Below are 18,103 nucleotides of genomic sequence, written 5' to 3'. Positions count from 1 at the left end.
TTACCCATAAAAATATCGTTCGATGACGTCAACTTTGAACCACAAACACATTTGTACTGATTAAACACTTACGACTCCTTTATGATTAAATTCCCCATATCATGGTCAATCGCCAATCCATTGTCTTGCCAGCCGCGATGCCACTTAAAATACTGGTCATAGAACGGATTGTCTTTGACCATCCTAATTTTTCCTGACCACTGCTTTTGCCTGTGAGCATCTTCAATGCGCTGCAAGGCAAAGACTTGATAGCCAAGGGTGGTTAACGCTTTCACGCCACCGCTCCTGATAATTCATCTTTCAGAATTTGGTATGCCTCGGCGAAGGTGTAAAATTTACCCATCTTCTCGGTGACTGCCTCAAAGGTGCCTTTGGCGTCCATACCCTCAAGTGGCATGTAATTTTGACCATAAGCGCTAAACATACCAGGTAACTTTTTGGCTGGCGCTACAGGTGCATGGCTTGGGTGATAGGTTTGGTCTGACTGGCTAGATTGACGGTAAATCTCTGGTAAATCGTCATCATGTACCACAGGTGCGGCTACTGCTTGCTTCGACGCATGTTGTTTATTTGCTAAAATCTTGAACCAATCGATAAACTTGGTCATTCGGTAACTATCATCGACCAAAGATACTTTACCTTGAGCTGCCATGTTTGCGTTGTAGCCTTTGAACTTTTGCGCCTCGGTTGAGTACAAGTCCTGTGGTAATACCATGTGAATATCATTGTCCTGCAGAATTTCAATGAAGTCTGAGTATTCAGGTTCCACCCAATCACGAATGTCAAAATTTTGCTCGCGCGGTGTAGTGTTGTTTTTATCTTGGTTATTGGTTACTGGTTCTTGGTTATTGGTTATAGCGTCATGAAATGCGTTACTTTCAGAATTTCCAACGTTACCAGTTTCGTTACCAACGTTACCGCTAACGTTACCCAAGTTAGTACCAAAAAAGTTACCGTGTAATTCTCTTAGCGTCTTCATATCTGCATTGGGGTCGAAGTCAGCGCCTAAGTCTTGTAAGTCTGCAATGATTTTTTTACGCTCAGCTTTTGATTTAGCAGTTCTTTCTGCCTGCGTTAAAACGTTACCTTTTTTGTCATTGGTAACGTTTTGAACGTTACCGATAACGTTACCAACGTTACTTTTAACGTTACCGATATCGTTACCAGTAATGTTACCTTGCGTTACCTCTCTTGTATGGTCATATACGCGTCCGCCGTTTGCATGATGATAGTTTTTGATTTCGTTATCGATGCGGGCGTGGTGATAACATTCGACTGTGTCACCAGTTAGCTTGAGTTTTTTGACTTTGAAAAACTCAGATAGAACAGACTGCAACGCTTGGCGCTCATCGTCAGTTTTGAGCATCAACACGCGTGCAATGTAGTCAATGTCATTGGCCGGCATTGGACGCTCGTTGAGATAGTACCAATCGATTAGGCTGCGATAGACATAGTGCTCAGTTGGTGTAAGGTGGGCAGTATGACTACGATAGTCGCCAATGTTGAAGTTATAAAAATACATCACGCCACCTCTCGAGTATAAATTTTGGCAAGGTGAGTCAATCCTTTTGGCGTAAACATTGGTTGCATGGTCGCTCGCTCGGTTGAATCACTACCACGATACAACACAGACTTTTGGGCCATAAATCCCTGTTGAATGCGATTAGCGTAGGCTTTTAGCCGTTCGCAGTCATCACGGTATAACCAACCATGCTTAAGGCACCAACTAATAAAGTCGCTCTGTTTTGCTCCCAATGCTTTGGCAGTATCTCGAATATTGCTATTGCCTTTAGCATGAGTAATGGCATCAAGCGCTTGCGCCTTGGGTTGTAGCTCAGCCACTTGAGCAATGGCTTGTTGCTGGCGCTCCATGGCATCTGCCCATGCACGTGCAGCTTGTACTGGGTCAGCAAAGTTGGGTAGGGCATTGTTTTGGGTTTCAAGCTCTTGCCAGCGATCAATGACTGCAGCAGTAAATTCTGGAGATAGACGCGCAACGACAACAAGACTGTCACGTTTGTCTGATAAAAATTCTGTATACCATTGACCGTTTTGTGGGTGCATGTATTGGTGGGGTGTCGTAGATTTTACGATACCCCCATCTATCAAGCTTCTAATAAGTTTTAGCACATTGTCATGCGGTTTTTGGCAAAGCTGAGCAATCTCTCGGCTTGACATTGTTTGTGCTGTTTGTTTTAATATCGCTAAGTTATTCATTAATTACATCTCCTGTGATTAATACCAAAGCCCTAATGATTGCCGTCATTAGGGTTTTTTATTTTTGCCACACGCCTCTGTACTTTCTGTACCCAAGATCGGTTAAAACGCTTTGTAAAACTTCGCGGTTATTAAATCCTTTTAGTTCAGACTCTAGGATGCGCTTGCTATTCATTTTGACAATCTTGCTATGTATGACTTTATAAATTGCTGATTTGTCATTTAGATTGACGCTAGACTGCACGACTTGCTTACAAGTCGTAGATGCATGGCTAGGTTTATGATTAGCAGACAGTAACTTATAGCTTCTAATAAAGTAGCCATCGTACTCTGGCATCACACCCATACCTTGTTTCGCAAGTTGTTTTTTTGCCTGGTACATGTGTTGTTGTATTTTGATGCGATTACCTTCACCAAAGTCTGGCAATACTAACTCGCCCTTTGTTAAAAGGGTTTCTACGATTTGGCTAGTAGTTACGATTTGCATGGTTAGTTACCACCTTGCTCAAGTGGCATCACGACATCTTTGGCGACCAGCAAGCCATTTAGCATAAAAACGTGGGCATCCGCTTCATTATGATGATGTTCGTCTCGAGCATCGATAATGTGAGCTTGCGCTTTGTTGTCAGTGCGGATTGCTTCATGACAACATACGCCGTCAGTGTTATTGCAATATTTACAATCATCTGGGTTGAATTTCGCCATTGGTATCTCCTTATGACATTGGCTTAAGTGGTTTTGGTGGTCGAGTCGCTTGGCGATGAATCTGCTCAGCGTGATCAGCAATCCAAGCGATAGGGTTAACTTTGGCACCACACGTCAGGCACGTGAGCTCATCATCGCGTCGGTTAAAGCTGACGTTGTGATGCAAGCAAGGCTGTTTGTCTTGGTGATGACGTGCGAAGTCAACTTTGACTGTGATGCCATCATCACTTGCATCAATGATGTACTGGGTGGCTGATTTGGTCATTTTTTAGTATCAAATGGGTTGCTGTGGTCTGTATCAATTTGCATTGCTTGTTTGATGCAGTAGAGCGTCTGGATTGTCTCGTCAAGCGCTTGATTGATATCTTTGCGCTCAATGTGATCAAGATAACCATCTGCCAAAGCGTCACTGAATACTTTGCAAGTATTGCCGTGTGCGTTTGATGCGTTCAGCAACATGGCAATTAGCGACTGCTCAGTAACTTGTGATGTAGGAAGAAGGGCAAACGTGCCGCCAAGCTCGCCCGCCATGGCTTCAATGATTCTATAATCACCCGTCACTGCCATCATGCGCACAGCTTCATCAAGGCGTAAATGGTGCGTATCTGTAGTAGGATTGACTTTATTGCGTAGAACCTGTGGCGACTTTATGCCCATACGCGGCGCTAGGCTTTCGGCACCGCCTGGGTAGTCATGTACGGTAGCGTGGGTGGCATCTTTGACGTTCATGTTTTATTACTCGTTTGTTGCTGTGTTGGTTAAACGTATTTTTATTTTTACGCTGGGGTTATAGTTTCATCACAAGTTAATGGTTTGCTGAGATCGGCTTTTAACGCGCCCTTTGTTTTTATCTCAATCAATGATTGAGTTTTCTCAGGTATCCCATTGGCACGCCAAGTACTAAGCGTACTTTTAGCAGCGATTTTGGTTTTTAAAAAAAGCTGATTATCATTTGGAACATTATAAAAAATGAGTAAATCATCAACAGTCATGTTCGGATTTCCAAATATTAATAGTTCGTTTATTAGAACATAACGTTCGAGTAATTGTCAATCGGTTGTGTTCAAATATACGAACGCGGTAAGGAGTAATTTGTATGAAAGACATTGCTGATAGAATTCAAGAACGCATGCAGGTGACAGGGATTAAGCAAGCTGATATCCAGCGGGCTACTGGCGCAGGTAAAGCTACTATTTCTGGGTGGGTCAAAGGCTCAACTAAACCATCTAGCGAATATCTGACACCATTAGCCAGTGTCTTGAAGTGCAATACAAATTGGTTGCTTACTGGTCAAGGCAATCCAAGTGACCAAGTTATCAGCTCGGCAGGCATTGCTAATATTGAAGCTATCCCCCAAAAAATAAGAAAGGCGCCAGTATTGAATTGGGTGCAAGCGGGTGAATTTACTGATATCTATGAGAATGGGTATGATGAGTATGAATATTTCTACGATGACGGTTATGGACTGCAGGTGTATTGGCTACATATACGCGGCGATAGTATGGAACCGCAATTCTTTGAAGGCGACAAGATTTTAGTAGATGCTGAACGACAGGCTAACGCTGGTGATTATGTGATTGCCATGGTTGACCATGAATCTCAAGCGACATTCAAACGATTCAAACCGTGTGGCTACGATGAAAAGCTAGGTCGTGAATACTGCCAACTCGTACCGCTTAACGAGTTTTATCCTATTATTGACAGTCGAGCCGTGCATATTAATATCATCGGTGTGGTGGTCAAACATGAAAGGAAGCTTATATGAAAAGAATGATGCTTGTGTTGCTGCTTTTTGCTACAAATACCTATGCTAGTGAATGGGAGTCTTTGATTAAAAATGAAAAAGGGGAGATTTACTTCTCGCCATCTTCGCTTTCTAAAGATGGGCTTGATAGAACATTGGTTTGGGTAAAGTTCGTTGATAAAAGCAAAGAAACTGGGTTTTCTAATATAAAAATGCTAAAGGTTGTAGACTGTGAAAAACGCCAAGTCGGTACTGGTGCTTTTAAAGGTTATAAAGGTAGTAAGCTAGTAAAAGATATGGACTTACCGCCGCTTATGGCTCAGATGAATACGCCTGATCCTGATGGCTTTGATGCTGTTTTGGTTAAAGGTCTTTGCGAAATATAAATAGGGTGCTGACATGTACAGGAATGATTACCCTAAGTCTAAGCCAATCCTTTCAGGCTGGTCATTAGAGAATGTTGACCCTGACCATTATTTCATCGTTTGGTTTATCTACAATGCTGAGCTGATCACGCCAGTGACAAGATGCAAAGAATGGTGTGTGTATCGAGAGATTGAGTTGGATTTTTAGGGAGAGAATTGAAATGTGGAATATTCATGGAGTTATACCACCAATAGCAATTGGTGAGGATGGTCATAGTGCTAATCGTTCTCCTTATCTTATAAATATAATTGATTTTATACAGAGATTTTCCTTCACTGTCGAGCGCACAGAGATTTTGTCTGGGCTTTTAGCCTATAGACAATACTTATATAGTTTAGATATTGTCAATGGTTTACAATGGATTAATGGCAGTTTTACCGAAAATGTAGAGGTGCTAAGAGGAAGGCCACCTGCTGATATTGATTTGGTAACCCTTGGAGATTTGTCAAAAATTAACAACCTATTATGGGTCAATAATAATCCTTCATTCTTTGATAGGGCTTATTTAAAAGAGAATTACAAGGTCGATGCTTATACAATTGATTTGTCAAAACCTTCATCGAGTAATGTAAATATCATTACATATTGGTACAGCATGTGGTCTCATCAAAGAGAAACTGATATATGGAAAGGATTTTTCACAATACCACTATCCCCAAATGAAGATATTATTGCAGGGGATTTTTTGAAAGGAGTTAGTAGTCATGCGTGAACATGATTACAATAAATTATTGGCCGAAAAAAATACCCTTATTCATTTAATAGAGAATTCCTCGGGGGATGATTTTATCGGTCAAATGAGTTTGAAGTCACGCTTAAATTCTATAGAGAATGTATTGTCGTCTATTGACCCAGTGCATCTTATTAAAAAAGCTGTAATAACTTTTCGTGGCAAGCCTGTTCATGAAAGTCATGGTATTACGGCTGAATTTTCTGGCAAAGCAATAGATAGCTTGAATAATATGGTGGCAAGCGTTGTTGCCAGTCTTAATAATAACCTCAAACACCATGGTCCTATCCCTGATAGAGAGCAACATCAGTTAATGATTACAGGGACGGCTGTAGGCTCATTTGGGTTCGAGTTCGAGCTACCACCACCTAATTTCGACTTATTAGCAGAGCGAAATACCTCAGAAAATGCAATTGTTGATATTCAAATGCTTTTAGAGCTTGCTATCAACGGCAATGATGAAGAGATTAGCGATATTGTTGATACTATCCACCCAAGAGCCGTGAAGAAAGTAACTGAGTTCCTTGAGCTTATGAAAAGTTATAATGCACTATTTGCTTTGCAGTTCAATAATCGGCAGTTACGTATTCATAATGATGAACAGCTAACTCGCTTGATAGAACGATTATCAAATGACAATATTGTCGAAAAGGAAGAAACTTATACAGGGGAGTTCCAAGGTGTTCTTCCAAATTCAAGAACATTTGAATTTAAAACCATTGGCGATGGTGAAGTTATAAGAGGTAAATTAGAACCAACATTCGAAAGTCCTGAAATTTTGAATAATGAATATCTCAATCGTCCGATTACGGTAAAATTAAACACCATTACATTTGGTCAAGCCAAGCCAAAATATCGTTTATCTGATATCAATCATATTCATGATTAAAGATAGTTAACACAAAGACCCACTCCGGTGGGTTTTTTATTGCCTTTATCCCACCTTTTACAATTCCTTACAAGTAATGGACCCGCTTAAATGCGGGTTTTTATTGCCTAAAATTCAAGATTACAAACATTTTACAAATTAAGTTCGTATTTATGAACATTAATACTTGCCTTGTTTGTTCGTATATGCGAACATAATAAACATCACAACAACACAGGCAATTAAAAATGAAATCCATCGACCTTGTTGCATTCGCCGCCCTTCTTTTATTCGGTCTTCTCTTTGCTCAACTTGGCGTCCGTGCGCTAGAGACTGAGCAAAAAGGGCAAGACCAAGTTATCACCAGTCACATCGACTATCTCGCCCACAACCAAACAAAGGATTAATCATGCACCAAAACCGCTATCGCATCGACTATCGCCAGAACGGCAAAGAATACAAGTACTTCATCGCCGCCAAAAACGCTGAAGTCGCTGAGCAAATCTTGATGCAAGATGCGCAAGATGAAACCCAACCCCAAGTTCAACAAATCGTCACCTATGGAGAAGTGTAATGGCCGCAATCGTACATTCTGAAAAAGCACAAAAAGCAATCAAGAAAATAAAAGGCGCTATGCAGGATTATCCGCTGGGCGTTGAATTTGGTGAATTAATGCAAAAGACTGGCTATGCCAAATCGTCACTATATAACGCGCTGTCATTGGTGGGTGCGTATAAGTCCGACGATGGGCTTTGGCACTTACCAGGTAGTCAAAACGTTGTCGCGCCAGTCAACGAAACTGCTGAAGATGATCTCGATGATTTAGCCACTGCCATCGATCAGCCAGTCAAACAAGATGACGGCAGTAATATGCAAGATAACGGCGGTAATACCCAAGATGCGCCGGTAAATATCGAAGATGAGGAGCTTAATACCGAAGCTCCTCAGGTAAGCTCCCCTGATAACGAGTCGAGCTCCCCTGATAACGGTGAAGACACCTTAATTAATCCTAGTGCTGGAGTTACTAATCCCAGTGATATCGATACGGATGCCGACCAACAAGATACCACCGAAGTTGGTCAGATTATCGTCAGTAGCGATGACTTGCATCCGGAATTTGCGCAGTTGCCTGATTACCAGTCAAGCAACGGTCAAGCAATTGAGACCACATCTCTAGGCTTAGCAGCTGAGTTAAAGCAATTAGATAACGCTTATTTAGATGGTTTAGCAAGTAAGGCTGAAGCGCCAAATGCAGAAGTCAGTCAAGCAATTCACCCTGAGTTCTTTGGTGGCGATAAGGTTTACGTACTTAATGCTGGTAGTCCCTACATCCATGAGATTGACTGGGTTGAAAATAATCAACTTGGTACCGTGCATTTTAAAGACTCAATGGATTCACGCTCGCAGAAATGGTTATTACCAGCTACCAAAGAAAATCACGCCAAATTATGCGCCCTTATGCCTTGGATTGAGTGGCAGCGCCCTGAATTGGCTGGTAGCGATTTAATGCTTAAAATCCTTGAAGATGATGAAGTGTGGTTGTGTCGTGTTGGTAATGATGGTGATGAAAACTGCAGCTTTGAAGATATTCGCTTAGTTATTGGTCAACATGACGAGAAAGGTTTCTTTGTCGCTGGTCGTGGTGATATAGCTTTTAAAAATGCTGTCCCAGTTAATGTTCATGGCGCTCCGCTCACCGAATCCGATGTATTTGGAGCCGCGTAACAATGCCACGCAGTCACATCGAATACGAAGAAATGTACGAAGCCTGGGCGATTCACTGCGCTGATTGCGGTGAATTCATCGAGCATGCACCAAGCAAGCCAAATCATCATACATTCACTTGCCCAGATGGTTGCGAAGTAGATACTTGGGCGGATGACCTAGACGAGGGCTATGTCGAAGAATGGTAGAACTAACCGAAGAATTTAAAAAGCTGGCAAAAGCATTAACCTTGCCAGCCATCAAACCAAACAAACGAATCCGGAGAAAACCATGAGTTTAGAAAAATTATTAGCAATGGCTGAAGGCAAAGAAGTTATCAAAAAGGCATTTCAAGATGTTAAAAATGAAATTATGACGATCACCTTGATTCGCTTATCTGGTGACAATTTGGGCAAGGAGCTTGATAAATCCATTGATGAATTTATGGCTGCTCAAGATAAAACGGATGAGACCAGTCAAGGTGTCAGCAAGATAATTGCTGCGCATGTAAAAAAAGATGTTTTATGTTCGGTGGCTAATAAAAACGAGAACCCCGAGCGCAGAAGATACGAGATACCATGTTAGAGGCATCCATGATTAAATTCAAACGCTACCCATACCGCGTTGGCGAAACTTATGGCATGAATGGTGGTTTGACTAAACGTCAAATCACTATGGCCATCAACAAGCCCGTCCGTCAAGCCAAAAAGCTACAAGCAAAGGCGCCATTGCTTGCTGAGCTTATCACAGCCGAGCCTATCCAAGATTTTGATGCCAAAGCTGAATATGAGCGTCGTCAAGCCAACCATGATGATTACACGCGCTATCATCGCAGTTGTGAAGCCAAACGATGGCATGAAGCCCGTAAACGTTTCTTTGAGCTTGATAACGACACACAGGCAAAAATCATCAAAGAATGGGAGCAGCTAACGATTAAGGCAAGCATCAGCATGCCAGCTACAGCAGTCCGGTTTGCTGGATTGGTTGACCGTATTAGCGGTGACCGTGATAGACGCTTAGCGAAATACGAAGCTGAGCATAACGAGCGTATGCGACAAATCAGAGAACGACAAGGTCGTCAAATCGATATGTTTGGAGATTTGGCATGACTATTGGCGTAAAAGGTAAAAGAATAAAAACCGAATTGGGCGTTGAAAAACAATGTACTTGTTGCGGTGAATTTTATCCAATTCATAAAGATTTCTTTTACCGCAATGGCAAAGATAGATTTGGCGCTCAGCAATATGTTGCTCAGTGCAAAGATTGCTATGTCACTAACTATAGACCACATCGGAGAAAATCAGCATGAGTAAAAGACCCCCATTTGTACGCGCTGTATTTGACTTGTCAAAAATGACAAACAATGAAGTGCTTGCGTTAGGTGAACAACTTGGTGCTTATTTCAAAGACAATAAAGTCGTTAGCTTTGGCTATAAAAGCCAGTCACATTGTGATTGGACAAAAGAACAAGACGGAATGTTTGGTAGTCGTTATAAGGCTGGATGTTGCGATAATTACCAAGTCTTTAACTTTGGTAATGTGCATGGCAATGATTTTGAGTATTGTCCATATTGTGGGATGCAGATTATTGAAATTGGAGGGGATGATGACATTGATTGAGAAGCTGGAGCAAGAAAGCAAAGTGGTAATGGATAAAGCAAGAAACGCTAACTCAATGTTTGTACAACAGTTTACGCTTGGCATTGTCGCAGGTATTGATAATTCGATTGAGATTTTAAAACAACATAGCCAAGAAGTTTGCGGTTGGAAATGCAATGTAAGCACAGAGGCTTGGAGCGAATGGTCTGATTGTGGCGATTACTCAAGCGATTGCGGACTTGAGTGGAATATGTCAAATCCTGACAGCCCAATCGAAAATAGTATGAATTTTTGCCCTAAATGCGGCAAGAAATTAGTTGAAGTTAAACCACTAAGCGAGGAGCACAATGACAAACCTAGCGATTAATACTACGCCCACCACTGGCGCTGAAGTGGTAAATCTTGATTGGGTAGGGGTAGAACTTTTTACCACCATCACGGGAATCCCCAAAACCACGCTACACAACCGCCGCCAAAGGTGGCAAAAAATGGGGCTTAATATCTGCCAACTTTTACCAGGTAGTAAATCATACGTTTACTCATTAAGGAACTTTTACCAATGGTGCGACAAACTAGCCAACGAAAACTCCCTGAAGGCGTCCGCGTCCGAGAAAACGCCGTGCAAATCAACTTCATCGACCACCACGGCAAACGCCGCTGGATTACCTTGCCGAACCCCGCGACGGTCGAGGGGATCCGTGCAGCGTACAATACCCGTGCTGAACTGATCAACAAAAAACAATGGGGTGTGCTCACGGACGATGATATCAACCTCGCCTGTGGTATCTTGCCTGAGCTATCAGAAGCGCGCCCCACGTTCGCCGATTATGCCCAAATGTACCTAGATAACCTAAACTCGGATAATGTCAGTACGCGTAGCAAGTACAAAGGCATCCTAACTAACCACTGGATGCCCGCATTTGCCCTCATGGCTGTTGAAGATATCACGCCAGCCATCATCCGCCAGCATATCAATGAGCTATCATTTAACACCGAGAAAACGTTTAATAATGCATTGATACCGTTACGTGGTGTATTTGAATTGGCATTTGAAGATGAAGTCATCGACGATTTGCCGACCAAGCGAATTAAAAACAAGAAATTTCAAGAAGAAGAGCCCGACCCATTTACTGAAGATGAAATGACGAAGCTTTTAGGGTGGATAAAAGAGAACGCCAGTGACGTGATGCTTTACTGGTATTTTGAAGTGGCATTTTGGACCGGTGCGCGTCCAAGCGAAATGATAGCCTTGCTATGGTCTGACGTGGACCTTGAGAAAGGCACTATGTCAATCACGAAGGGAAGGGTGAGGGGAATACTGCAGAATAAAACCAAGACGTCAAAATCACGTCTGGTGTACCTAAATGACAATGCGCTATCAGCGTTTAAAAACGCCAGGGCATTGAACCGGGGTAATGAGTATGTATTTGTGAAAGCGGACGGCAGTCACTGGAACCACGAAAGCAATATGCGCTCAGTGATGCGTAGTGCGACCCAAGCCACCCATATACGTCATCGCCCAGCATATAACACTCGCCACACGTATGCGACAATCTTGCTAATGAATGGTATCAATCCAGCATTCGCTGCCAATCAATTGGGGCATAGCCTTTTAATGTTCACCAAGATTTATAGCCGATGGATTCACGGCGAACAATCTAGGAATGAAATAAACAAGCTAAACAAGTGAAGTGTGTCAAAAGTGTGTCAAACAAAAAAACCAACACCGCAAAGTGTTGGTTTTTCTGATGATATATGGCGGAAGCTGAGAGATTCGAACTCTCGAAGGGCTCGCACCCTTGCCGGTTTTCAAGACCGGTGCATTCAACCGCTCTGCCAAGCTTCCAAATTGTGGTGGCTATTATATACAAGTGAAATAACAATGCAAGCATTTTTTTACGTTAATGCAAAAAATATTAGTTAAAGAAAGTTAGATAATTATGCTGAACATTTTGGCTTAATACCTGGGCTTCATACCTTGCGCCGATGTTAAACAAAATATTGAAGCAAAAAACGCTCAAAAACCCACCAATCCTACGTCTAAAAATATTGATACAACGGGTTGTTTCAGTACCTCTAGGTGACCCATAGGAGCTTAACAATAATGTTGAAAATTACCTTGCTGATGCGTTACTACATTGTTAATATACGCGGCACTGCAATCCATTAGATTTTCTAACGATTGTTGATAAAATTCTAAAGGTTGTGCGACTATTTGGCTAAATTTGTTCCACAATTTTTATCGCAAATGTAACCTTATCGCAGTTTTAGGGTTCGTCAGATAAAGGAGTGTATCTGTCATGATACCTATCGATACCACGACGCTCGTGGAACCCCCCAAACCCCGTAAATGGTACCAAATTCTGTATGTACAAGTGATTATCGCCATTGGACTGGGTATCTTGCTTGGCGTATTTGCCCCAGAAGTGGGCGAGGCAATGAAACCACTGGGTGATGCATTTATTAAATTGGTTAAAATGATTATCGCCCCCGTTATTTTCTTGACAGTGGTGACGGGTATTGCTGGTATGAGCAATATGAAGCGAGTCGGTCGTGTTGCTGGTAAAGCGATGATCTACTTTATTACCTTTTCAACCTTGGCATTGATCATTGGTCTTGTGGTTGCCAATGTGTTGCAACCTGGCGCGGGTCTCAATATCGATCCAGCCACACTGGCAACAGGGAAAGATGCGGCTAAAGTGTCAGAGTATGTTAGCAAAGCGCACGATAGTACCATTACCGGTTTTTTGATGAATATCATTCCGGAAACCATGGTAAGTCCACTGACAGAAGGGAATATCCTGCAAGTGTTATTTGTTTCAGTACTGTTTGGTATTTCGTTAGCATCCGTGGGTGATCGTGCTCGTCCCGTGTTAAACTTTTTTCAAGAGTTATCTGCGCCTGTGTTTAAAGCGGTTGAAATCTTGATGAAAGCTGCGCCGATTGGTGCGTTTGGTGCGATGGCATTTACCATTGGTAAGTATGGCGTGCACTCACTGGGTAACCTAGCCTTTTTGATAGCCTGTTTTTATATCACTTCATTGCTATTTGTGCTGGTGGTGCTCGGTGCTGTAGCACGTTACAACGGCTTTTCAATCATCAAGATGATTAAATACATCAAAGATGAATTGCTATTGGTGCTAGGCACCAGTTCATCAGAAGCGGCACTACCAACCTTGATGCAAAAACTTGAACGCGCTGGCTGCGAAAAATCAGTGGTCGGTTTGGTGATTCCAACAGGGTATTCATTTAACCTAGATGGTACCAACATCTATATGACCATGGCAGCGTTATTCATCGCGCAAGCCTGTAATATTGATTTGACATTGACCCAAGAGATTACGTTATTATTGGTTGCGATGTTAAGCTCAAAAGGCGCGGCAGGTATCACGGGCGCTGGTTTTATCACCTTGGCAGCCACTTTGGCGGTAGTGCCAACTGTGCCAATCGAAGGGATGGCGCTTATCTTAGGCATTGACCGCTTTATGTCAGAGTGCCGTGCATTGACCAACTTAACCGGTAATGCCTGTGCGACGATTGTCGTGTCACGTTGGGAAAATGCGCTAGACAAACAGCGCTTGGACGCCGCGCTCAATGGTCAGCCATTACCGCCTATTGAGCATCATCCCACTGTATAATTGTATAAAGAATAAGCCTATAAAAGCGTTGATTAGCCATAAAAAACCCAAAACATTTGCGTTTTGGGTTTTTTTATGGGGCTGAACAAGCTTAAGGTTTTGCCGTATCAGTTGCTTTGGCTTCTGACTCATTGGCTGTCTCCTCAATCGCTTCAAAAATCACCTCGTCCGACACTCCTTGACGCTTCAGCTTTTCGATAAAACGGCTGTCTTTGGCGAGTGAGTAGCCGACATTCTCGGCATCAAGTCCACGGCGAATATATAAGCGAATCAAGCCTTGTATACGTGGAAAACCATGGCTTTTGGCGACTTGGGTCAACAAATCCCGCATTTCTTCAGTGATTTTGATATGGATAGGAACCATGACTTGTTGATTTTTTTTGATTTTAGTAATCATTTGCATGCCTCGCGTGTGATCAATTTTTAGCAATGAAGCTAGATATAACCAAATTATCAATTAGACGGAAAATTTAGCGCAATTAGATATCTTTAACCTAGTGTAATTATTTCATTGGCGATAAACAAGCAAGGCAAACGTAAAATTCCTACAAAAATCTTAGCCAAATGTTGCATTAGCTTAACGCTGGATGTGACAATCAGGCGAAATTTCTTTACAAAATTTGTTGTTCCCAATAGGTCTGTACCGATTTATCACATTGATAAACCTTCTCAACGATGCGATCGGCAGGGGCATTATTCACTTTTTTCACCAATTCAACCCACAGCTCAGGCGTACCGATTTCAATAATCACATTGAACAGGGGCGTCATATCGCGCTGCAACAGCGATTGGTCAATCATATATGCCGCAAACACACACGCTTTTGGGTTTTTATCAGCCACTGCGCGATAAGCCATGCCATCAAGCAAGGCTGGCACGGTGATTTTGAATTCTGGTAAAAGCTGCATGGCTAAATGCGCGCTATCAGGCAGCTTGATTAACTCGATAAATTGGGTAATTAGGCTTTCATAGTAAGATTTATCATCTGACGACAGCTTACCTTGCTGATGATCGCTTACTAGCTGGGTGATGCGGTCTTTATTAATCGCTTGTTGTAGGGTCAAAAATTGAGATTGGGTAGGGGAAAACGACAGCGTCATAACTAGTACCTTATCAATAGTATCTTAAGTACTTTAGCAAGTGAGATAATAGGGTATCAAACAAAGGCGTATTAAACAGCAAATTGCTAAAATTTGCTCATAAAAAAACCCATTCACAAGGGAACGGGTTCAAAATATACAACAGAATTTGGCTTGATTGGCTCTCCAACCTGGGCTCGAACCAGGGACACATGGATTAACAGTCCATTGCTCTACCGACTGAGCTATTGGAGAACAGATAATCAAGTGGTGCGTATATTACTGAGATTTAGACAATGAGTCAAGCATTTTTAGCAAAAAATTCATGGTGCAAAATGACTCATAGCAATCAAAATGACTAATAGCAATAACGATAGATAAAAAATGCCACATAAAAAAAGACCCTTAACAAGCGATGTTAAAGGTCTTCTTAATATGGCTCTCCAACCTGGGCTCGAACCAGGGACACATGGATTAACAGTCCATTGCTCTACCGACTGAGCTATTGGAGAATAAGCGGTAGAATTTTTTGTTAAACCTGCAAAAATCATCGCAGTGTTTAAGTGGTGCGTATTTTAGCAAATTAACCGTGACTGTCAAGCCCTAAATCAAAAAATTCTTTGGATATTTTTATTTTTGACCAGATTGTAGCTAGTAATCAGTCAGTTACTGATTGGCTATTGTGGTGATAAGACGAATTTGCTAGTTTAGCGATTAAGGCATTGCCATATCGGTCAAGTTGATTCACAGCATTGATTCAAAGCTGCGTTGATTTATAGCTTGTTAGTTCACAGCTAGGATGCCGAGGTTAATAATTTTTTATAATAATTGTTATATGAATTAAGAAGGATCTTCATTGTGGCTAATTCGGTTGAATTACAGCAAAATTTGCAAGTTGCCCCTTTACAAAACGAACTTACCATGTCTGTGCTGATGACGCCTGATTTGGCAAATTTCACCGGCAATGTGCATGGCGGTGATTTATTAAAGATGCTTGACCAAGTGGCCTATGCCTGTGCCAGTCGCTATAGCGGTAGCTACGTGGTGACGCTATCGGTGGATCAAGTGATTTTTCGTGAGCCGATTCATGTAGGGGAGTTAGTCACCTTTTTGGCAAGCGTCAATTATGTGGGCAAAACTTCGATGGAAGTGGGTATTCGAGTGCAAGCAGAAAATATCCAAAACCGTACGATACGCCATACCAACAGTTGTTACTTTACCATGGTAGCGGTGGATAAACATGGCAAGCCCACCCGTGTGCCACCCCTTGAAATCAAAGATAGCCCGCAAGAATGCCGCCAAAAAGCCGCACAGATGCGTAAAGCATTACGTTTTCAAAGTAACAACATTCCCCAATGTGATATCAAATAGGCAAGAGAATGCGTCATCAATATCCCTCTAAAAAAACCAACACACCGTTAAATCCATCAGGCTCATTAAATGCTAAAAAATTAGCCTTGCTAACTTTATTGACCTCGACTGGTATGACTATGTTGGTTCATCCTGCTTACGCCGAATTAATCATTCAAAACAATCCAGTCAATGCTCAAACACCAGTTACGACTATCAACGAATTGCAAACCCAGCCCACGGATGCATCGCTTGACAAGCTTATCAAGGTGCTACATATCGATAAAATGATTGATGAAATGATTGCCCAACGTCAGCAAGCGGCCAGTATGATGAAAGGGCTACCTCAAGAATTGCCTACAGATGAAAATGCGGGTATTTTTAGCCGTCATGCGCAAAAACAACTTAAAAATATCTTTGTTAAATATAGCACCATCTTGGGACAGCAATTAGACCAACCCATCTCTAAACAGCAACTGCAACAAGCTTATCAAGCAATTGCCAAAAGAACCTATACCCAAGCTGAAGTCGATGCCCTCAACCAATTTTATGAGACCCCAATGGGACAACGCATCTTGAGTAAACAATCGCAAGTTTCCAGTGAGTTTGTGCAGGTGATGATGCCGACCTTGATAGGTGACACAAGCCAATTTGAAAAAGCGATGCCAAGCTTGCAAAAAGATATCGAAAAAATCTTTAAATAACTAGTTGACAATCCATGACAAGTCTATATAATACGCGTCACTTCGATGATATTGAAGCAACTTGATTGGCTTATAGATTGCCTATCAGGGTCGTTAGCTCAGTTGGTAGAGCGTCTGCCTTACACGCAGAATGTCGGCGGTTCGAATCCGTCACGACCCACCAATTTGACAAGTTTGGGTCATCGTCATCAGCTACCGTGCAGTGGTAGTTCAGTTGGTTAGAATACCGGCCTGTCACGCCGGGGGTCGCGGGTTCGAGTCCCGTCCGCTGCGCCACTTATTTTAGTGGATTTAAAAACGAAATTTTTAAAGTTTTATGCCTCAAATCTCCCCTGATTTGAGGTTTTTTTTGGCTTAAATTTTATACCAAGTTATTGATTTTAAAAAATATATTGTTTTATATATTTTTCTCTTGAGGTGATTAGGAAAATTGATTTTTATTGTTAAGTTGAAAAGATATCTATTTTTAATATTTAAGTAAAACTAACGTGACCAAAGGCTTGTGACCAAACGTGACCATTTTGTGACCAAAAATTTTGGCTGACGACTTGCAAGGTCACAAGCCGTTGTTAAAACAGTCTATCAAAAATCAAAAACATTGGCCACAACGACTAGATGCTTTGATGGAGTATTGTCAACTATTCTGTGAGGCGTGCATATATTTGAACAGTCGTCTTAAGTCATTGGTTTCCCCAAATAATACTAAAACCGTATCAGGCTCAATGACAAAATCTGGATGCACAATGCCATCGATTTTGGATTGCGTTTGATTTCGACCAAATCCAAATTGGTTTTGGTGAAATGAAATGGTGGTTAACAGCATCACATTAAACTGATTGATTAAATCAAGCGCGTGAACTGTTTTACCGTAAAATGTAGGCGGTGTCTGTATTTGAACAATACTATAATCGTTATCGAGCTCAAACGAATCAATTAAGCCATTTAAGGAGAGTTTCTTTGCCCAGTGGGTTGCTGCCTCGTTTTCAGGTTGGATGATATCATCAACCCCCAATGCTTGTAGCACTTTTTCATGCAGGGGGTTAATCGCTCGGCTAATGATATATTTGGCATTAAGATTTTTGAAGAGGGCAGTGACCATCACGTTTTGCCCTTGGTCTTCACCAATGGTAATGAGCACCACATCTGTTTGGGCGATGGGTAACCCCGAGACGGCGTTTTCACTGGTAGAATCGATACAAATCGTGTGCGAAATGGATTCTTTGTAGCGCTCAACTTTATCCATATCGATATCAATGCCAATGACCTCATGCCCTTGACTGGTGAGTTTGGTGGCAAGTGATGAGCCAAAATTGCCTAGACCGACGATGATGTATTTCAT

Annotated in this window: 29 protein-coding genes and 5 tRNA genes; 20 read left to right on the top strand and 14 right to left on the bottom strand. The window is 41.9% G+C overall.

The window, feature by feature from the left end:
* Positions 1 to 68: 68 nt before the first annotated feature.
* The 8 genes from RT143_RS05085 to RT143_RS05050 are packed head-to-tail and all read right to left on the bottom strand — an operon-like array spanning position 69 to position 3,914.
* The gene (locus RT143_RS05085) at positions 69 to 275 is read right to left on the bottom strand and encodes a hypothetical protein (protein ID WP_313091607.1); all 207 of its coding nucleotides are present in this window, start codon (positions 273 to 275) and stop codon (positions 69 to 71) included.
* Positions 272 to 1,522, bottom strand: a complete 1,251-nt coding sequence (locus tag RT143_RS05080; protein ID WP_313091605.1) for a YdaU family protein — start codon at positions 1,520 to 1,522, stop codon at positions 272 to 274. Before RT143_RS05080 ends, RT143_RS05085 begins: the two co-directional genes overlap by 4 nt.
* Positions 1,522 to 2,217, bottom strand: a complete 696-nt coding sequence (locus tag RT143_RS05075) for a phage antirepressor KilAC domain-containing protein (RefSeq protein ID WP_313091604.1) — start codon at positions 2,215 to 2,217, stop codon at positions 1,522 to 1,524. The genes RT143_RS05080 and RT143_RS05075 overlap by 1 nt, the downstream gene beginning before the upstream one ends.
* Before the next feature lie 58 nt (positions 2,218 to 2,275).
* The gene (locus RT143_RS05070) at positions 2,276 to 2,704 is read right to left on the bottom strand and encodes a hypothetical protein (protein ID WP_313091603.1); all 429 of its coding nucleotides are present in this window, start codon (positions 2,702 to 2,704) and stop codon (positions 2,276 to 2,278) included.
* Between the two features lie 2 nt (positions 2,705 to 2,706).
* Positions 2,707 to 2,922: a hypothetical protein gene (locus RT143_RS05065; protein WP_313091601.1), complete on the bottom strand. Its 216-nt coding sequence runs from the start codon at positions 2,920 to 2,922 to the stop codon at positions 2,707 to 2,709.
* Between the two features lie 10 nt (positions 2,923 to 2,932).
* Positions 2,933 to 3,187, bottom strand: coding sequence for a hypothetical protein (locus RT143_RS05060; RefSeq protein ID WP_313091600.1), 255 nt, complete (start codon positions 3,185 to 3,187; stop codon positions 2,933 to 2,935).
* Positions 3,184 to 3,651, bottom strand: a complete 468-nt coding sequence (locus RT143_RS05055; RefSeq protein WP_313091599.1) for a phage regulatory CII family protein — start codon at positions 3,649 to 3,651, stop codon at positions 3,184 to 3,186. Before RT143_RS05055 ends, RT143_RS05060 begins: the two co-directional genes overlap by 4 nt.
* A 47-nt stretch (positions 3,652 to 3,698) precedes the next feature.
* Positions 3,699 to 3,914, bottom strand: a complete 216-nt coding sequence (locus RT143_RS05050; RefSeq protein ID WP_313091597.1) for a helix-turn-helix domain-containing protein — start codon at positions 3,912 to 3,914, stop codon at positions 3,699 to 3,701.
* A 104-nt stretch (positions 3,915 to 4,018) separates the two neighbouring features.
* On the opposite strand from RT143_RS05050, the gene RT143_RS05045 reads away from it, so the two are divergent.
* The 15 genes from RT143_RS05045 (at position 4,019) to RT143_RS04975 (ending at position 11,683) form a co-directional block, all read left to right on the top strand.
* The gene (locus tag RT143_RS05045) at positions 4,019 to 4,687 is read left to right on the top strand and encodes a LexA family protein (protein ID WP_313091595.1); all 669 of its coding nucleotides are present in this window, start codon (positions 4,019 to 4,021) and stop codon (positions 4,685 to 4,687) included.
* Positions 4,684 to 5,052, top strand: coding sequence for a surface-adhesin E family protein (locus RT143_RS05040; RefSeq protein ID WP_313091593.1), 369 nt, complete (start codon positions 4,684 to 4,686; stop codon positions 5,050 to 5,052). The genes RT143_RS05045 and RT143_RS05040 overlap by 4 nt, the downstream gene beginning before the upstream one ends.
* A gap of 13 nt (positions 5,053 to 5,065) precedes the next feature.
* Positions 5,066 to 5,239, top strand: a complete 174-nt coding sequence (locus tag RT143_RS05035) for a hypothetical protein (protein WP_313091592.1) — start codon at positions 5,066 to 5,068, stop codon at positions 5,237 to 5,239.
* 13 nt (positions 5,240 to 5,252) lie between these two features.
* Positions 5,253 to 5,804: a DUF6932 family protein gene (locus RT143_RS05030; protein WP_313091591.1), complete on the top strand. Its 552-nt coding sequence runs from the start codon at positions 5,253 to 5,255 to the stop codon at positions 5,802 to 5,804.
* Positions 5,797 to 6,711 (top strand): hypothetical protein, encoded by a 915-nt coding sequence (locus RT143_RS05025; protein WP_313091590.1) that lies wholly within the window; start codon positions 5,797 to 5,799, stop codon positions 6,709 to 6,711. The genes RT143_RS05030 and RT143_RS05025 overlap by 8 nt, the downstream gene beginning before the upstream one ends.
* Before the next feature lie 227 nt (positions 6,712 to 6,938).
* Positions 6,939 to 7,097 (top strand): hypothetical protein, encoded by a 159-nt coding sequence (locus RT143_RS05020; protein WP_313091589.1) that lies wholly within the window; start codon positions 6,939 to 6,941, stop codon positions 7,095 to 7,097.
* Between the two features lie 2 nt (positions 7,098 to 7,099).
* The gene (locus tag RT143_RS05015; protein ID WP_313091587.1) at positions 7,100 to 7,264 is read left to right on the top strand and encodes a hypothetical protein; all 165 of its coding nucleotides are present in this window, start codon (positions 7,100 to 7,102) and stop codon (positions 7,262 to 7,264) included.
* The gene (locus RT143_RS05010; protein ID WP_313091586.1) at positions 7,264 to 8,415 is read left to right on the top strand and encodes a hypothetical protein; all 1,152 of its coding nucleotides are present in this window, start codon (positions 7,264 to 7,266) and stop codon (positions 8,413 to 8,415) included. The genes RT143_RS05015 and RT143_RS05010 overlap by 1 nt, the downstream gene beginning before the upstream one ends.
* 2 nt (positions 8,416 to 8,417) lie before the next feature.
* Positions 8,418 to 8,603, top strand: coding sequence for a hypothetical protein (locus RT143_RS05005; protein WP_076774314.1), 186 nt, complete (start codon positions 8,418 to 8,420; stop codon positions 8,601 to 8,603).
* Between the two features lie 82 nt (positions 8,604 to 8,685).
* Complete coding sequence (locus tag RT143_RS05000) at positions 8,686 to 8,979, top strand: hypothetical protein (protein WP_313091584.1); 294 nt, start codon at positions 8,686 to 8,688, stop codon at positions 8,977 to 8,979.
* Positions 8,973 to 9,503 (top strand): hypothetical protein, encoded by a 531-nt coding sequence (locus tag RT143_RS04995; RefSeq protein ID WP_313091583.1) that lies wholly within the window; start codon positions 8,973 to 8,975, stop codon positions 9,501 to 9,503. The genes RT143_RS05000 and RT143_RS04995 overlap by 7 nt, the downstream gene beginning before the upstream one ends.
* Positions 9,500 to 9,703 (top strand): hypothetical protein, encoded by a 204-nt coding sequence (locus RT143_RS04990; RefSeq protein ID WP_313091581.1) that lies wholly within the window; start codon positions 9,500 to 9,502, stop codon positions 9,701 to 9,703. The genes RT143_RS04995 and RT143_RS04990 overlap by 4 nt, the downstream gene beginning before the upstream one ends.
* The gene (locus RT143_RS04985; protein ID WP_313091580.1) at positions 9,700 to 10,014 is read left to right on the top strand and encodes a hypothetical protein; all 315 of its coding nucleotides are present in this window, start codon (positions 9,700 to 9,702) and stop codon (positions 10,012 to 10,014) included. The genes RT143_RS04990 and RT143_RS04985 overlap by 4 nt, the downstream gene beginning before the upstream one ends.
* A complete protein-coding gene (locus RT143_RS04980) occupies positions 10,001 to 10,360 on the top strand; it encodes a hypothetical protein (protein ID WP_313091578.1) in 360 nt (119 codons plus the stop codon). The genes RT143_RS04985 and RT143_RS04980 overlap by 14 nt, the downstream gene beginning before the upstream one ends.
* A 192-nt stretch (positions 10,361 to 10,552) precedes the next feature.
* Positions 10,553 to 11,683 (top strand): tyrosine-type recombinase/integrase, encoded by a 1,131-nt coding sequence (locus RT143_RS04975; protein WP_313091576.1) that lies wholly within the window; start codon positions 10,553 to 10,555, stop codon positions 11,681 to 11,683.
* A gap of 66 nt (positions 11,684 to 11,749) precedes the next feature.
* On the opposite strand, the gene RT143_RS04970 is transcribed toward RT143_RS04975, so the two are convergent.
* Positions 11,750 to 11,839, bottom strand: a tRNA-Ser gene (locus RT143_RS04970).
* A 454-nt stretch (positions 11,840 to 12,293) separates the two neighbouring features.
* Here RT143_RS04970 and RT143_RS04965 point away from each other — a divergent pair.
* Complete coding sequence (locus tag RT143_RS04965) at positions 12,294 to 13,631, top strand: dicarboxylate/amino acid:cation symporter (protein WP_313091575.1); 1,338 nt, start codon at positions 12,294 to 12,296, stop codon at positions 13,629 to 13,631.
* A 91-nt stretch (positions 13,632 to 13,722) separates the two neighbouring features.
* On the opposite strand, the gene RT143_RS04960 is transcribed toward RT143_RS04965, so the two are convergent.
* From RT143_RS04960 to RT143_RS04945, 4 genes are all read right to left on the bottom strand, one after another.
* Positions 13,723 to 14,028: a CopG family transcriptional regulator gene (locus RT143_RS04960; protein WP_313091573.1), complete on the bottom strand. Its 306-nt coding sequence runs from the start codon at positions 14,026 to 14,028 to the stop codon at positions 13,723 to 13,725.
* Positions 14,029 to 14,242: 214 nt separating this feature from the next.
* The gene (locus tag RT143_RS04955; RefSeq protein WP_313091572.1) at positions 14,243 to 14,731 is read right to left on the bottom strand and encodes a hypothetical protein; all 489 of its coding nucleotides are present in this window, start codon (positions 14,729 to 14,731) and stop codon (positions 14,243 to 14,245) included.
* A gap of 158 nt (positions 14,732 to 14,889) precedes the next feature.
* Positions 14,890 to 14,965: transfer RNA gene (locus RT143_RS04950), tRNA-Asn, on the bottom strand.
* A gap of 181 nt (positions 14,966 to 15,146) precedes the next feature.
* Positions 15,147 to 15,222, bottom strand: a tRNA-Asn gene (locus tag RT143_RS04945).
* Positions 15,223 to 15,631: 409 nt separating this feature from the next.
* Between RT143_RS04945 and RT143_RS04940 the strand changes: the two genes are divergently transcribed.
* The 4 genes from RT143_RS04940 to RT143_RS04925 all read left to right on the top strand — a co-directional run bounded on the left by RT143_RS04940 (position 15,632) and on the right by RT143_RS04925 (position 17,040).
* On the top strand, positions 15,632 to 16,081 hold the full coding sequence (locus tag RT143_RS04940) for an acyl-CoA thioesterase (RefSeq protein WP_313013336.1): 450 nt from the start codon (positions 15,632 to 15,634) through the stop codon (positions 16,079 to 16,081).
* A gap of 8 nt (positions 16,082 to 16,089) precedes the next feature.
* Positions 16,090 to 16,764, top strand: coding sequence for a DUF2059 domain-containing protein (locus RT143_RS04935; protein WP_313091571.1), 675 nt, complete (start codon positions 16,090 to 16,092; stop codon positions 16,762 to 16,764).
* An 87-nt stretch (positions 16,765 to 16,851) separates the two neighbouring features.
* Positions 16,852 to 16,927, top strand: a tRNA-Val gene (locus tag RT143_RS04930).
* Between the two features lie 36 nt (positions 16,928 to 16,963).
* A tRNA-Asp gene (locus tag RT143_RS04925) sits at positions 16,964 to 17,040 on the top strand.
* Between the two features lie 358 nt (positions 17,041 to 17,398).
* Here RT143_RS04925 and RT143_RS04920 read toward each other — a convergent pair.
* Complete coding sequence (locus tag RT143_RS04920) at positions 17,399 to 18,103, bottom strand: potassium channel family protein (RefSeq protein WP_313091570.1); 705 nt, start codon at positions 18,101 to 18,103, stop codon at positions 17,399 to 17,401.

It is taken from the genome of Moraxella sp. CTOTU48268 (assembly GCF_032069585.1).
Classification (GTDB): Bacteria; Pseudomonadota; Gammaproteobacteria; order Pseudomonadales; family Moraxellaceae; genus Faucicola; species Faucicola cinerea.
Note: the sequence above shows the minus strand (reverse complement) of the source record. Positions and strands in the feature narration are given on the sequence as shown.